This window comes from Nocardia sp. NPDC049149, assembly GCF_043197455.1.
Lineage (GTDB): Bacteria > Actinomycetota > Actinomycetes > Mycobacteriales > Mycobacteriaceae > Nocardia.
Genome location: NZ_JBICTD010000009.1, coordinates 330,885 through 345,624, shown reverse-complemented (window position 1 = coordinate 345,624; position 14,740 = coordinate 330,885). Strand labels below are relative to the sequence as shown.

Genomic DNA, 14,740 nt, shown 5'->3' with positions numbered 1-14,740 from the left:
AGGGAATGATTGCTATGCCTGCCAACGAGAAAGAATTCTTCGACATCGTCGCCGCCGAGATCGAGCGGATCAACGACCTGGACGAGCCGCCGACGGTCGCGGCGGAGGATTCGATCGTCGACGACCTCGAACTCGACTCCCTCGGCATGCTCGAACTGGTGCTGCGGCTGCAGTCGGCGTATTCGGTGTCGCTGAGCGAGGAGGAGGTGATCGGCGCGAAGACCGCCGGCGACCTGCTCGACCTGGTCAACAGCAAGGACCCGGTGCGCCAATGATGAAGTTCCTCGCGCTCGAACCGGTGCTCACGCAGGAGGATTCGACGCGTGCGGCCCGGCTGATCAGCGGCAATCCGCTCTCGGCGGTGTCGACCGCAGGCCCGCAGTGGTTGCGTGATCGCGACGCCGCCGCGGCGCTCGAGCAGTCGGCCGTCGCCTTCGTGATCAGCGGTGGCGAGGGCGGGCTCGGCGTCCTGCGGGCCCAACGCCTGCAAACGCCAGGGGTTTTCGAGGTCATCCTGCACAGCGCCGATGACGCCGCGCTGGAATCGGCCGGCGTCGAGGCGGCGCTCGATGAGTTCGTGCGCTACCTGCTGCACAGCACCGAGGTGCATCGCCTCGAAATCTGGTTCGGCGTCTACAACCGGCTACTGCTCGAATACGCCATGGCGTCGGAGTATTTCCGCTGTGAGGGTTTGGTGCAGGACCGCTTCTTCGCCGAGGGACGGTACTGGGACGGCCTGGTGTGGTCGATCACCGGACCGCTGCTGCGCAGGCTGCAGGCGGCCGAAAACGGTGCCGCCGAATCGGAACGGAGCTACGCCCGCACCGCGCGCCGGTTGCGCGAGGCGATTCGCGAGCACCTGGCCGAGACGGAGTAGACGGTGACCTTGCTCGGCAGGTGGACCCGGCTGGAAGAGAGCAACGGGGTCGATCCGTCCAAGATGCTGAGCCATGTCTTCGAGTCTGCGGCGCAGCGGTTGGTCGCCGGGTCGGCGGTCGCGCCGGTCGACTCGCGCAGCCTCGACGACATGGCGCAGGCGTCGGATCGCCTGCTCGGCTACATCTATCGCCGCGACACCGCGCCGGGGCAGCGGCCGATCGGCATCTACGACTGCCGACTGGCCGATCCGGCGCGGATGCACATCGGCGTGGTGCTGGCAGGCGACGCGGCGTGGGGCAACGGTGTCGGCATGGACGCGATGCTCGTGCTGCTGCGCTATCTGTATCACTTCGACAATCGCCGCGGCTTCGAAATGACTGCTGCCGTGCACAATCCGAACACCGTCCGGATCTTCGTGCACAACGCGGTGCGCCCCGAAGCGCTGCTTGCCGACTGCGTCGCGGACGGCGCGAAGCTGGGGGCTCGGGTGGTCGGCACGCTGACCGAGGCGGAGTTCGCCGAGGTGGGATATCAGGTGCCTGGCGCGAGTGAATTCAGCGATACGCACTGGCGGTCGGTGCGGGAACGGGTGCTCGACGAGATAGGAGCGCAGTTGTGAGTTCAGTCGAGGTCATGTCCGTGCTGTTCGATCAGATCGGCCGCCCGGCCCGGCGGTCGCGGTCGATCGCGCTGACCCAGGAACGGGTTTCGGCGTTCGGCGCCGTCACCGAGGACATGCAGTGGATCCACACCGACCCGGAGCGGGCCGGCGCGGAACTCGGCGGCACCCTCGCGCACGGCATGCTGGTGGCCGCGCTGATACCGGCCATGATCGAAGAGACGATCGATGTCCCCGACTGCGATCGGGTGATCAACCTCGGCTTCGATCGGCTGAGTTTCGCCGCACCGGTGCCGGTCGGCACCGCAATCTGTTTGGAAGCCAAGGTGATCGACGCGAAGCCGGGACCGGGCCGGGTCGACGTGCGGTGCGACGTGACGATGTGGCTCGACACCGAACGACCGCGGGTGTGCGCCGCCGGGGTGCTCCGCGTTCGATTCATAGAGTGAAAGGACCTGCGGTGAACGGGATCTGGAACGAGATCGTGCGTCTGTTGGAACGCTCCGGGTCCCGGCTGTATGCCGGTGTGCCCGGTGACGATCCGGACATCATCGATGCCGCGCGCGCGGCGGGCGCGACGTTCGCCGCGATGCAGGATCAGCGCACTGCCGCGTATGCCGCGGTGGGCTGGTCCCGGCTCAACGACCGGGCGGCGGTGCTCGCGACCGCGGCGGGGCCCAATCTGCTCAACGCGCTGATCGGGATCTCGGAGGCCTACACCTCGCGGACGCCGCTGCTGGTGCTCAGCACGACTAACCGGGATGCGGTGATCGGCCGCGGCGGCTTCCAGGAATTTCCGGTGGCGGCGCTGAGCGACGGCCTGTTCGTGTGGACGCATCGCGTGGCGAATACCGCAGAGCTGGCATGGGCGGTGACCCGCGCCCAGTATCTGGCCGAGCACGGTCGCCGCGGGCCGGTGCACCTGTTGATTTCCCCCGACCTGGCCGATGCTGCGCTGCCCGATGCGACACAAGACATCCCGTTGGCGGCGCCGATGCCACCGGCACAGTCCGCTGAGACCCTGGCGCCGGTGTTCGAGGCGTTGCGCGCGGCGCGCCGCCCGGTGCTGCTGTTCGGCGGCGGCACCCGCGCCGAGGACGTGGTCACGCACGGCGTGCCGCTTGCCGCGGCCTGGAATGCGTTGTGCCTCGTCACCGCCTCCGGTCGCGGTGTCTTCCCGGAGGATCATCCGCGCTTCGGCGGACTGGCCGGTCTGTATTTGCCCGAGGAATCGCGCACGGCACTGGCCGTGGCCGACGCGGTCGTCGTGCTCGGCAGCCAGCTCGAGGAGACCGCGCTGATGGGCTGGGACGAGCCGGGACGGCCGATGCTGGTGCACGTCGACACCGATTCGTCCGTTTTCGATCGCGCGGTGCCTGCACGCTACCCGGTGGTCTGTGACGCCGGTGTATTCCTGCGCCTGGCCGCCGATTTCGCAGGCGCACCGAGCAGCGCGCCGCCGTGGTGGCAGCCGTGGCGACCGCTGCGCACCGCGGACGGCGCCGGAACGGTCGGCTTCTGGAACGCACTCGGCGAGGTGCTGCCCGGCCAGCGCGTCGACGTGCTCGCGCAGGAGAACGGGCTGGCCGACCTGTGGGGGTACTACGCGCCCTGCTTCACCCTTCCGCCCGGCGTGCGGCCGTTGGTGCCGAGCGAGCAGACCCCGCTCGGCTTCGGCCTCGGCGCTGCGCTCGGCGCCGCCCTCGACGGACGCAGGGTCGTCGCGGTGGGCGGCGACGGCGCCTTCCTCACCAATCTGCCGACCATCGTCGCCGCCGGACGGGCGCGCGCGGACATCTGCTATATCTGCCTGGACAACGGCGGATTCGGCTGGCCTGCCCTGTCCAGGGCGGACACGACGATCGTCGATTTCGATGCGGCCGAGGCGATCACCGCGCTGGCCAGAGAAGCCGGTTTCAGCACCGCCGCAGTGTCGGATCCGGACTTACTTCCCAAAACGCTCACTACCGCGCTGGCCGGCAGCGGCCCGCGCCTTGTGGTCGTCCGACTCGCCGATCGTCCACCGTTCCCGCCAGGCGGAATTCACTGAGCTCACCGGCGGATGTCGTCCTCTCGTCCCGGATGTAGTCATAAAGGAGGACGACGGACGAGGGGCGGACGACCACCATTATCGGAGTACGAAACGCGGTTCGGCGTTCCTCGGGGTGGGTTGGCGAACGAAAGGATTTGGTGCTGTGCAGCTCTCGACAGATCCCTCGGCTCCGGTGTTGCGATTGCGCGCAGTCACCAAATCCTTCGGCAAGAAGGACGCGGCCGTCGTCGCGCTCGACGCCGTCGATCTGGACATCGGTGCAGGATCGTTCACCGTGGTCATGGGCCCCTCGGGCTCGGGGAAGACGACCATGGTCTCCTGCCTGAGCGGGCTGCTGACGCCGACCAGCGGCACGGTCTACTACGGCGAGCGCGACATCTACCAGCAGTCCGACCGCGACCTGTCAGGGATGCGGCTCGAACACTTCGGCTTCGTCTTCCAGGAGTACGGCCTGCTCGACTCGCTGTCGGCGCGCGGCAACATCCTGCTGCCCGCCCGCGCCGCAGGGAAAAAGGTCGACCAGCACAAGCTCGGCGCGCTGTGCGAAGACCTGGGGATCACCCGGTACCTGTCGATGCGGCCCGACGAACTGTCCGGCGGCACCCAGCAGCGGGTGGCGGTCGCGCGGGCGCTGGTGTCCGAACCCGACGTCATCTTCGCCGACGAGCCGACCGGCGCGCTCGACTCGCACAACGCGGCCCGCATCCGAGAACTGTTGCGCCGCATCGTCGATGAGCGCGGCATCGCCATCGTCGCGGTGACCCACGACCCGCAGTTCGTCGAGTTCGCCGACCGGGTGCTGCTCATCCGCGACGGCCGCATCCAGCACGACCTGGTCGGCGCCACCGTGAAAGAGGTTGTCGCGTACTCGGAGAACCGGGTGGCGGTGTGACCATGCCACGGCTGCAGATGATGGTCGGCCTCGCCGTCGGTCAGCTCCGTCGGCTCCGGCGCCAGACCGTGCTCGTCCTGATCATTTCGATCGCGTTGCTTGCCGCGCTGTTGATTCCGGGCGGGCTGTATATGTCCTACCGCGACAAGATCTCTCAGGCCATCGCGGGCAGCGTGCTGCCGGGGGAGCTGATCGTCACGTCGAGCACGCCGCTGCCGGACAACGCGATCGCCGACGCTGCCGGTGCGGCGCCAGGTGCGTGTGTCTTGGCGCAGGCGTCCGGCCAGGTGGTCCTCTCTGCGGGCGCCGTGTCGTCGCAGTCGGTGACGGGATACTTCGTCCGGGCCGACGGCGCCTGTGCACAGCCGACGCCCGCGCTGGCATTCGGCCCCGCCGACGTTGTCGCCGAAGCCGCAGCCGCTGGCCGGGGCGGCGCGGAAGTGTTGGGCGTCAACGGAATTCGGGTTCCGGTCGAGGACAACCTGCCTGCGATCGCGGAAGCCACGTCGGTGCGTCTCGGTGCGGCGACACTGGCCCGCGAGGTGCTCGGCGATGGCTACACGCTGGTGTCGCTGAGCGGCGTCGACGCGAAGGCGGCCGCGGATCGGCTTGCCGAATCGGGCGCCACCGTGCGGAGCCGCGCCGACTATCTCGATGAGCTGACCTCGCAACAGATCTCGAATGTCAGCTTTGTCGGCGTCATCGCGATCATCTTCGCCGCCGTGCTGGTCTGCGGATTGGCCGCGGCCCTGGTGTTCTCGCTGGTGCTGTTGGCGATGAGCCTGCGGCCGCAGTTCGACATTCTGCGCCGCATCGGGGTGCCGACTCGAGAAATCCAGGCGGTCAAGGCAATTCAAGCACTTGCGATGCTGATCGGGGCAGCTGTCGTCGGCACTGCCCTCGCGCTGCTTGCCGATGCACTGGTGCCGACCGATCAGATTCTGTTGGGTACCTTCACCGTCGACGGCGTCGCCATCGATGCGTGGACGTGGCTCGGCGCGGTGCTCGCGGTCGCGGTGCTGCTCGGCGGCGCATGGTTCCTCGGCGACGTGATCTCCGGCCCGCGGCGCACGGAAAACGCAGGCGCGGCACCGCGGTTCGCCCTCGTGCGCCGTGCCGTGCTGCCCGTGCTCGCCGTCGGCTCGATCGCGCTCGGCATCTGGTCGACGACGGCCGAGCGGTTCGGCTTCACCGGCATTGTCGTCGGCTACTGCCTGGTGTTGCTCGGGTTGTTCGTGCTTGCCGCGCCCGCCCTTCGGGTGTTCGCGCCGTTCTCCGAGATCGGCGGGACGCGCGGGGTGCTGCTGCCCTGGTTCGGGCTCGGCAGCGTCGGCCGGGTGCGCACCCAGGCCGCGGTCGCGGTGTCGTGCATCGGTTTCACCGCGACACTCGTCGCGATCATTTCGGTGTTCGCGACGTCCACCGATACCTCCATCAATCGGCAGATCGACGCAAATGTCGGCGCACAGATGGTCGTCGAGCCCAAGACCGGGTTCGTGATCTCGGCCGCCGACGTCGGTGTGCTGCGCGGCGTGCCAGGCGCGAGCGGAGTGGTGGCCGTCGCGCCGCAGAACGACGTCGACGTCTCGGGTCACGCAGGCAACGGCGTCGCCATCGACGGTCCGGTCGGCGGCGGTGCGTTGCGGCTCTCGATGGTCGCCGGAACCGCGACGGTGGATCGGGAGCACGCCATGATCTCGACCGCGGAGGCGGCGAAGCTCGGTGTGGCCGTAGGCGATTCGATTCAGGTCCAGGGCTCGCCGGTGCAGGTCGCCGGCATCTACGACATCGCGCCGACACTGGGCGACTTCGTGGTGGCCGCCGATCCGGCGACGGCCGCGGGCTTCCAGTACCTGCTGGTCCGCACCGAGGACCCGGCCGCCCTCGGCGCGGTGACGACCGCCGCGGCCGGACTGCCGAATCTCGTCGCGCGTTCCATCGCCGACTACGGAGTCAAGCAGAAGGCCGAGTCGAAGATCATTATCGAGGCGCTGACCCAGCTGTCCACCGTGGTCGGCATCGGCTTGCTGCTCGCCCTCGGCGTGGTGCTCGGCGTGCTGACCGGCGGCCGCACCAAGGAGTGGTCGACGTTGCGGCAGATCGGCTTCAGCAGAGGGCTGGTGCTGCGCAGCGTCGGCATCGAGGGCGCGGTGGTCGCCGCGGTCGGCGTGGTCGCAGGCCTCGGCGTCGGTTCGGCGTTCGGCTACGCGGTCTGCAAATACCTGAGCTGGGTTGGCATCACCGATGTGGTGCTCGACCCGGTCACCTCGGTGGTCGCCGGTGTCGGCCTGATCGCGGTGGGATTGATTGTCTATCTGCTCGCGTGCTCGAGCACACTTCGACAGGTGCGGTGATTGCGATGATGGTGACCATAATCTTGGCCTGCGAGGCGGCATTCTGGATCGCCGCGGCCACCGGCCTGCTGTTGCGCTATGTGGCGCGCTGGCGGCAGGCGAGCACGGTGGTGCTCGCCATGGTGCCGCTGATCGACGTCGCGCTGGTGACCGCGGTGGCCATCGACGTGTACAACGGCGCGGCCGTCACCGGCGTCCATCGGCTCGCAGGCATCTATCTCGGCTGGACCGTGGTCTTCGGCAAGTCGACCATCGCCTGGCTCGACGGCTGGTTCGCCTACAAGTTCGCGGGCGCGCCACGGCCGGAGAAGAAGCCGAAGGAGGGGCCGGAGGCGATGCAGAACGAGATCAAATCGTTCGTGAAGTGGTTGATGGCGGCCGGAATCGCGATCGCGGTGTGCTTCGGTCTCTCGGTGACGGTCGCCGACGCCACCCAGGCCACCGAGCTGCGTGGCGTGCTGCAGCCGCTGCTGCTGATCACCATCGTCTGGTTCCTGACCGGTCCGGCGTGGGTGAAAGGCAAGACGGAGGCGAAGAAATGACCGCCGCGCGGCCGCTCGCGATCGTCACCGGCGGCGCGCGTGGCATCGGCGCCGCCTGCGCCGTTCGTCTCGCCGACGACGGATACGACATCGCGTTCTGCCACCTGCGCCCCAGCGTCGCCGCGGAAGAAGTCGCCGCCGAATGCAAAACACGTGGGGCGCAGGTGTATCGCGCGGCGTGTGACGTCGGGAGTGCCGCGGAGGTCGAGGATTTCGTCAAGGCCGCGCAGGAGCGGTTCGGCGATGCCGAAGTGCTCGTGTCCGCTGCCGGCATCACCAGGGACGTGCTGCTGTTCAGTTCCTCGGACTCCGACTGGGACGACGTACTGCGCACCAATCTGTCCGGCGTCCGCCATGTCTGTAAGGCCGTGGTGCCCGGCATGATGCGGCGCGGTTCGGGTTCGATCGTGACGTTGTCGTCGGTGGCGGGTCTGACCGCGGTGCTCGGCCAGACCAACTATGCGGCAACGAAAGCGGGACTCATCGGCTTCGGCAAGGCGCTGTCCGCCGAGGTCGCGCGGTTCGGGATCCGCGTCAACACCGTCGCGCCCGGCTTCATCGACACCGACATGACCAAGGCGCTAGACCCGAAGGCGGCCGCCGCGGCCCGAAAGTCGATACCGCTCAAGCGTTTCGGGGAGCCACGGGAAGTGGCGAACCTTGTCGCATTCCTCGCCTCGTCGCAGGCGAGTTATATCACCGGGCATACATTCTGCGTAGACGGCGGACTCACCGCCTGACCCGGTTATCTCGCGGCGACCATAATTCCGCCGCGCTCAATAATGCCTTTTTGTATATCTGCGTGCCCTTTTCGGGTGCGCAGATTGTGCGTTCACGAACGTTGACGGTGTTGCGGCGGGTTGCCTAGAGTTCGAGTTGTCGGGTTTCGGAATACGAAATCCATTCGATGTCTTGGTAATACGGCATATCACCGATCTCGGTGGTGTGCATTCTCGAAGGGGAATTCGGGTGAGTGGTCTGCGGATGCGATCCATCGGATATGGCGGTCGACTGCGCGCGAACGTCGCATCGGTCGGCGACGACGCGCCCCGTATCACGTTGATACCTTCGGTCGGCGAGTATCCGGTCTACGACGAGAAGCTGTACTCGATGATGACCGCGGACGCACTGCGCGTCGAGGCCTTCGATCGCGCCCTGCGCGGCTGCGCATCCGGGCGCACGGTGGTCGACATCGGCACCGGTGCCGAGGCGAACTGGGCATTGGTTGCCGCGGAAGCGGGCGCGACCAAGGTGTGGGCGATCGAGGCGCTGCCCGAATCGGCCGAGAAGGCACGGGCACTGATCGCCGAACGTGGTTTCGCGGACGTGATCACGGTGCTCACCGGTGACTCGCGGACCATCGAGCTACCCGAGCCCGCCGACGTGTGCGTCTCGGAAACCATTGGCGCCATTGCCAGTTCCGAAGGCATCTGCGAAATTTTCGCCGACGCGAAGAGACGCCTGGTTCGCCCGTCCGGCATATTCATCCCGCATCGGGTGGAAACGGTCGCCGTGCCGTTCGATTACGCGGCAGTGCTCGGCGCCGCGGGCCCGGCTTTTCAGGCGGAGTATGCGTTGTATGTCGACCGGGTATTCCAGTCGGTGGGTGGTCCTTTCGATCTCCGGCTGTGCTGGACCGACGTTCCGGACAGCGGCCGACTGGCGGCGCCGACGACGGTCGAAGTGCTGGAATTCGGCGTCGCCGACTACACGTACGCGGTGCGCGAGTCGCGGGTGCGCATCGAGCGGGCAGGACAGTTCGGCGGCATCGCCCTCGGCATCCGGCTCTGGGTATCGCCGGATGATCGGGAACCCATCGATTCGATTGCGCAACAGACGTCGTGGCTGCCGGTATTCGTCCCCGCGACCGTCGAGAACCCGAGAGCCGTCGCCGTCGGCGACGAATTCGACCTGAGCTTCGCGGTGCAGGTGAGCGCGGACCGAATCCACCCGGACTATCAGCTGACCGCCCGGTTCGCCGACCGGCCGCACGCCGATATCGACTGGGACGGAAAGTATCTCGGCGACTCCGGATTTCGCTCCACCCCGTTCTACCGAGATCTGTTCGCGGCCTATCCGGCCACCTTCCGAGGAGAGTGAACGTGCCATGCGGATAAAACTCACGGCGGTCTCGATTGCCACCGCCGCCACCATGATCGGCGCGGTGTCCACGGCCAACGCCGATCAGCTGGAACGCGATATCGGCTATTCGGCCGAGCTCGTCGACGGCGCGGTCGTGCTGCGGACCGACGGCGGATCGCTCAGCGCCGACGTCAACGGATTCCGGATCAACGACCAGAGCGGCAGACCGCTGGTCGAGCTCCCGCTGTCGTATGTGCGTGACGGGATGCGGTGGCCGATCAACGCCACCGTCGACGGCAACACCGCCACATTGCGCCCGGAGACCGACCCGAGTTCCGCAGTGCCTGCACCCGATCCGATCGCCGACAGCAGGCCTGCGACCGATCCACAGTCCGACAGCTTCAACAACGCGCTCATGCGGTTCTCCACCCAGTTGAACGTCGGCGTGATGCTCGGGACGCTGATCGGCACCGCCGTCGGCGCAGGCATCGGTTGTCTCGTCGGCGGCATCGTCGGCGCGGCCGCCGGTCTGGTCGCCACGATCGGGGTCCTGGCCATCCCCGGGTTCATCGGTGGTTGTCTCGCAACGGGTTTGGTGGGATCCACCATCGGCGCCGCCGTCGGCGTCATCGCGGTCGGCATGCCGATGGCCGTCTTCGGCGGCCTCCTTCTTCTCGACGCACTCAACCAACCGCCGGCTAAATGACCGGCTGACCGCCGCAACGGTCTTGCGGCACAAGGAGGGATCGTGGCCGACTCCCGGTGCGTTTATCACCAGGAAGCAGGCGAACGCACCGGCGGGTGTGGCTCGGAGCTCGGGATCGAGCAGGTCATCGAGAGCGCGGCGGCCGACGCCGCGGTGTGGGATCGGGACGGATTGCCGGCCTCCGCGATCGAAATGCTCGGGGATGCCGGGCTTTTCGGGCCGGACCGGCCGGTGGAGTTCGGTGGGTCCGGCCTCGGCCCGCACGAGTTGGGTGCGGTGGCGGCGCGGCTCGGTTATGCGTGCACTTCGGTGCGTTCACTGTTCACCGTCCAGGCCATGGTTGCCGCGGTGGTGGACCGGTGGGGGACCGCGGCGCAACGCACGCGATGGCTGCCTGCACTCACCGGGGGCGCGATGGTCGCCGGGCTCGCCGTGACCGAGGCGAACGCCGGGAGCGACTTGTCCGGCATCCGAACGACATTCGAGCGCACCGGCGCGGACTGGCGGATGTCGGGGCGCAAGCTGTGGATCACCTTCGGCGCCGCCGCGGACGTGGTGCTGGTGCTCGGGCGGACAACCGCGGGTTCGCTGGCCGCGCTGGTCGAGACGAATGGTCCCGGCGTGACCGTGGAACCGGTGTCCGGCCAGCTGGGCATGCGTGGCGCGCGCGTCGCGCACCTGTCGTTCGACAACGTGCTGGTACCCGGCGAAAACGTCATCGGGCAACCGGGATTCGGGCTCTCCCATGCCGTCGGCACTGCACTGGACCACGGGCGCTACACCATCGCCTGGGGCTGCCTCGGGATGGCGCAGGCCTGTCTTGCCGACACCCGCGATCATGTCGCGCAGCGGGCGCAGGGTTCGATGCGGCTCGCCGATCATCAGACGGTGCGGGCGATGCTCGGCCGCTGCTGGGTGGACGTGGAGAGCGCGCGGGCGCTGTGTGCGCGGGCGGCGGACCAGCGGGCGGCGCACCAACCCGACGCGGTCCTGGCCACCGTCGTCGCGAAATACGTTGCGGCCAAAGCCGCTGCGTCGGTGAGCGAGCATGCGGTGCAGCTGCTCGGCGCGGCGGGGTGCGCGCCGGACAGCCGGGTCGGGCGCTACTTTCGCGACTCGAAGATCATGCAGATCATCGAGGGCGCGCGCGAGGTCGCCGAGCTCGACATCGGTGATCATGTGTTGCGTGCGCGGGCGTACGAGGTGGTCACGGTATGAGTGCTGCCGCGGTGACAGCAGCGGGTGTCCGGAAGCGCTACGGCGACAAGTACGCGCTCGACGGTTTCGATCTCACCGTGCCACCGGGTACCGTCTGCGGCCTGCTCGGCCCCAACGGCGCGGGCAAATCGACCTCGGTGCGCATCCTCGCGACCCTGCTCCGCTTCGACAGCGGTCACGCCAGCGTCGCAGGATTCGATGTGGCGCGCCAGGCCGATCTGGTGCGCAGTCGCATCGGGCTGGTCGGCCAGCACGCGGCGCTCGACGAGGTCCTCAGCGGTACCCAGAATCTCGTCATGTTCGGCCGCTTGTTCCACCTGACGCCGCGGTCGGCCGCCCGCCGCGCCGCCGAACTGCTCGCACAGTTCGGCCTCGCCGACACCGGAGACAAGCCGGTCAAGGTCTATTCCGGCGGCATGCGCCGCCGCCTCGACCTCGCCGCGAGCATGATCCTGGCGCCCGCCGTGCTGTTCCTGGACGAGCCGACCGTCGGGCTCGACCCACGCAGCCGCAACGAGGTGTGGCAGGCGGTCCGCGCGCTCGTCGCGATGGGCACCACGGTCGTGCTGACCACCCAATACCTGGACGAGGCCGATCAATTGGCGGACCGGATCAACGTCATCGATGCGGGCAAGGTCATCGCGGAGGGCACGCCGAGCGAGCTGAAGTCCCGAGTCGGCGGCGACCGAATCGAATTCGTGGTGCACGACCGGTTCCGCATCGCGGCGGCGGCCGACGCGGTGCGCAGGTTGGGCACCGCTGACCCGGTCCTCGACGCCGACACCAGGCAGGTGAGCGTGCCGGTCGCCGACAAGGCGAGCGCGTTGTCGACGGCGGTCCGGGCGCTCGACGACGCCGACATCCGCTTCGACGACCTGATCCTGCGCCGACCCACCCTCGACGAAGTCTTCCTCCACCTCACCGGCAACAACACCGAACCGGCGGTGATCGCGTGAGTACGACAGTGCCTGGCCTAGCTGGTGGTGATGGCGCGAGTGCGGGGGCGACGGGCCTAGCCGGTGGTGATGGCGCGAGTGCGGGGGCGACGGGCAGAACCGACAGCGACGCTACGAATGGTTGGGTGCTCGTCCCGACCAGCGGCGGCTTCCGGTGGGCGCTGCTCGACAGTTGGACCCTCACCCTGCGCGGGCTCGCGCATTGGCGCCGCAATCCAGGGCCCATCGTGTTCGCGCTGGTGTTCAACATCCTCGTCATGCTGATGTTCGTCTACCTGTTCGGCGGCTCGATGCGCGTGCCAGGCGGCGGCGAATACCGCGACTACCTGGTGCCGGGCATGTTCACCATGACCATGCTGTTCGGCATCGGCGCCACCGCGCTCGCGGTGACCACCGACGTCGATCGCGGGGTGACCGACCGCTTCCGCTCGATGCCGATCTCGGCCGCCGCGGTACTGATCGGGCGCGCGGCCGGCGACATGCTGCTCTCGATGCTGACGCTGACGGTGATGATCCTGACCGGCCTGGTCCTCGGCTGGCGTCACCACGGTTCGGTCGGCGACCTCGTCGCGGCGATCGGCCTGATCCTGTTGCTGCGCTTCGCGCTGATCTGGATCGGCGTCTATCTCGGTCTGGCGTTCACCAGCAGCGCGGCGATCATCGGCGTGCAGACCGCGGAGTTCCCGATCGGCGCGCTCTCCGGTGTTTTCGTGGCGACCAGCGCCATGCCCGGTTGGCTGCGCATCGTTGCCGACTGGAACCCGTTGTCCGCCACGGTCAACGCCACTCGTCAGCTCTTCGGCAATCCCGGCGTGCTCGGCGACTCCTGGGTCACCGCCCATTCCGTCCTGATGGCCGTCGTCTGGCCGGTGGTGCTGTTGCTGATCTTCGTTCCGCTCTCCGTCAACGCCTTCCGCGACCTGAGTCGCTGATAGACGAAGAGAACTGGCCGCGCTCTACGGCGGTTCCACCCTCTCCCGTAGAGCGCGGACCAGTTATATCGCTGCCGTCCGCGCCCTCAGCGGTCAGCAGCGAAGCTTGCGGCCTCGGGGGTGTGCGCGATGTAGCTCAGGTGGGCGAAGGGATTGATTCCCCATGCCTGGCAGACCGGATCACCCGCCGCGCAGAATTCCCAGGTGCGCCCGGCGTACGGGCCGGTGATGCCGCGGCCTGCGGCGCGAATCGGCGGCCCGAACATCAGCAGCGCCGACACCTTCGGCTCGACCCATGCGGGCAGCGTGGCCGCGATGGGGCCGCCGACCAGTGCGCCGTCACTGCTGACGCCGACCGAGTTGGCGACCACGTTGGTGCCCTGGGAGTAGCCGACGATGACGAACCGCTGCTGCGGGCAGGCGTTCGCTTGGGCGACAACGTGGTCGACCAGATCGCGGTTGCCCGCCTGCACCGAGACCGGTTCGTTCAGATCGGCCGGGTAGTTCACCCGGTACGCGCTGGTCGTGCGTCCCGTCATAGCGCGTTGGAGTGCGAAGTAGATCGGGTCGCCGACGATCACGCCGAGGATGCCTGGCTCCGCGGTGCCGCGGGCCACCACCACGTCCACGTCGGTGCAGTTGGCTGCCGCCGGCTTGGCGGCGACGGGCATGGCCGAGGCGACCCCGGCTGTGGCAATCGTCAGGCCGACGACCCCTGCCACCCGCGCAACAATCGAAAAAATCGACTTACCCACCGAATTCACTACGCCTCACGCTTCTGTTCACCAAGGACAATTTTTCGAAAACATAAGACCACGAGGTCAATTCGCTGCAACGCGACAGAATTTATGTCCTCGGCGTTGACGAGTCAACGTGCTTCAGCCGAGCTACAGCGACTTTAGTTCCGGTGAACAAGCGCGGCGTTCGGCGGCAACCGGGCCTCCGACACTCACAGCAGGTCGCGGATCAGCTCTATCGAGGGAATGTCGGTGTTGGGGTGGGTTCTGGTGTTGCCGGTGACGGTGAACCCGTGCCGTTCAGCCACGTGCCGCATCGCCACATTGTCCTCGCGGGTCCACAGCTGTGCCTGTCGATGGCCGTTGTCCTGGAGACACTGCAACTGGGTCTCGAGCAGTTCGTCACTGACCCCGGAGCCGCGGGCCTTGGGATCCACCCACATGGCGATGATCTCTTGGGCGCCGGGGCGGTCTTCTGACGGCAGCGCGCCGATGTCGCCGACCGGTTCCCCGTTCCGGAACACGACAATGGTGCTGGTTCGGTGGGCGATTTGGTCGCGCCAAAATTGCTCGGATCGGGCTTCGGATTCCTCGTAAGTGGTCTTGTATGCCCACGGTGTGTCAGTGAGTTTGCGCAGCGACATCTCGCGACGTAGTTGCCAATCATCGTCCGGGTTCAGTTGTTTCGTCTCTGGGTCGGCGAGTTTGCGCAGCGACATCTCGCGAAGCAGCTGCCAATCGTCCGGGTTCAGTTGTTTTGCCTCTGGGTA

16 protein-coding genes are annotated in these 14,740 nt (G+C 67.7%); 14 read left to right on the top strand and 2 right to left on the bottom strand.

What is annotated here, in order from left to right; genetic code table 11:
* The first annotated feature begins 14 nt into the window (after window positions 1–14).
* From ACGFNJ_RS33120 to ACGFNJ_RS33055, 14 genes are all read left to right on the top strand, one after another.
* A complete protein-coding gene (locus ACGFNJ_RS33120) occupies window positions 15–275 on the top strand; it encodes an acyl carrier protein (protein WP_393457299.1) in 261 nt (86 codons plus the stop codon).
* Window positions 272–877, top strand: coding sequence for a hypothetical protein (locus ACGFNJ_RS33115; protein WP_393457296.1), 606 nt, complete (start codon window positions 272–274; stop codon window positions 875–877). The genes ACGFNJ_RS33120 and ACGFNJ_RS33115 overlap by 4 nt, the downstream gene beginning before the upstream one ends.
* Before the next feature lie 3 nt (window positions 878–880).
* A complete protein-coding gene (locus tag ACGFNJ_RS33110; RefSeq protein ID WP_393457293.1) occupies window positions 881–1,498 on the top strand; it encodes a hypothetical protein in 618 nt (205 codons plus the stop codon).
* Window positions 1,495–1,947, top strand: coding sequence for a MaoC/PaaZ C-terminal domain-containing protein (locus ACGFNJ_RS33105; RefSeq protein ID WP_393457290.1), 453 nt, complete (start codon window positions 1,495–1,497; stop codon window positions 1,945–1,947). The genes ACGFNJ_RS33110 and ACGFNJ_RS33105 overlap by 4 nt, the downstream gene beginning before the upstream one ends.
* Before the next feature lie 11 nt (window positions 1,948–1,958).
* Complete coding sequence (locus ACGFNJ_RS33100; protein WP_393457287.1) at window positions 1,959–3,548, top strand: thiamine pyrophosphate-binding protein; 1,590 nt, start codon at window positions 1,959–1,961, stop codon at window positions 3,546–3,548.
* Window positions 3,549–3,693: 145 nt separating this feature from the next.
* A complete protein-coding gene (locus ACGFNJ_RS33095; RefSeq protein WP_393457284.1) occupies window positions 3,694–4,443 on the top strand; it encodes an ABC transporter ATP-binding protein in 750 nt (249 codons plus the stop codon).
* Between the two features lie 2 nt (window positions 4,444–4,445).
* Window positions 4,446–6,797, top strand: a complete 2,352-nt coding sequence (locus tag ACGFNJ_RS33090; protein WP_393457281.1) for an FtsX-like permease family protein — start codon at window positions 4,446–4,448, stop codon at window positions 6,795–6,797.
* Between the two features lie 5 nt (window positions 6,798–6,802).
* A complete protein-coding gene (locus ACGFNJ_RS33085; RefSeq protein ID WP_393457278.1) occupies window positions 6,803–7,339 on the top strand; it encodes a hypothetical protein in 537 nt (178 codons plus the stop codon).
* Window positions 7,336–8,079 (top strand): 3-oxoacyl-ACP reductase FabG, encoded by a 744-nt coding sequence (fabG, locus tag ACGFNJ_RS33080; RefSeq protein ID WP_393457275.1) that lies wholly within the window; start codon window positions 7,336–7,338, stop codon window positions 8,077–8,079. The genes ACGFNJ_RS33085 and fabG overlap by 4 nt, the downstream gene beginning before the upstream one ends.
* 229 nt (window positions 8,080–8,308) lie before the next feature.
* On the top strand, window positions 8,309–9,439 hold the full coding sequence (locus ACGFNJ_RS33075; protein WP_393457272.1) for a hypothetical protein: 1,131 nt from the start codon (window positions 8,309–8,311) through the stop codon (window positions 9,437–9,439).
* 7 nt (window positions 9,440–9,446) lie between these two features.
* Complete coding sequence (locus ACGFNJ_RS33070; RefSeq protein ID WP_393457269.1) at window positions 9,447–10,127, top strand: hypothetical protein; 681 nt, start codon at window positions 9,447–9,449, stop codon at window positions 10,125–10,127.
* Between the two features lie 42 nt (window positions 10,128–10,169).
* Window positions 10,170–11,345, top strand: a complete 1,176-nt coding sequence (locus ACGFNJ_RS33065; protein ID WP_393457266.1) for an acyl-CoA dehydrogenase family protein — start codon at window positions 10,170–10,172, stop codon at window positions 11,343–11,345.
* The gene (locus ACGFNJ_RS33060) at window positions 11,342–12,301 is read left to right on the top strand and encodes an ATP-binding cassette domain-containing protein (protein WP_393457263.1); all 960 of its coding nucleotides are present in this window, start codon (window positions 11,342–11,344) and stop codon (window positions 12,299–12,301) included. Before ACGFNJ_RS33065 ends, ACGFNJ_RS33060 begins: the two co-directional genes overlap by 4 nt.
* A 125-nt stretch (window positions 12,302–12,426) precedes the next feature.
* Window positions 12,427–13,233 (top strand): ABC transporter permease, encoded by an 807-nt coding sequence (locus ACGFNJ_RS33055; protein ID WP_393457260.1) that lies wholly within the window; start codon window positions 12,427–12,429, stop codon window positions 13,231–13,233.
* A gap of 86 nt (window positions 13,234–13,319) precedes the next feature.
* Here the strand turns inward: ACGFNJ_RS33055 and ACGFNJ_RS33050 are convergent, their stop codons facing one another.
* Entirely contained in the window at window positions 13,320–13,955 is a 636-nt protein-coding gene (locus tag ACGFNJ_RS33050; protein ID WP_393457257.1) for a cutinase family protein, read from the bottom strand.
* Window positions 13,956–14,182: 227 nt separating this feature from the next.
* On the bottom strand, window positions 14,183–14,740 hold a 558-nt coding region (locus ACGFNJ_RS33045), incomplete at its 5' end, for a GNAT family N-acetyltransferase (protein ID WP_393457254.1).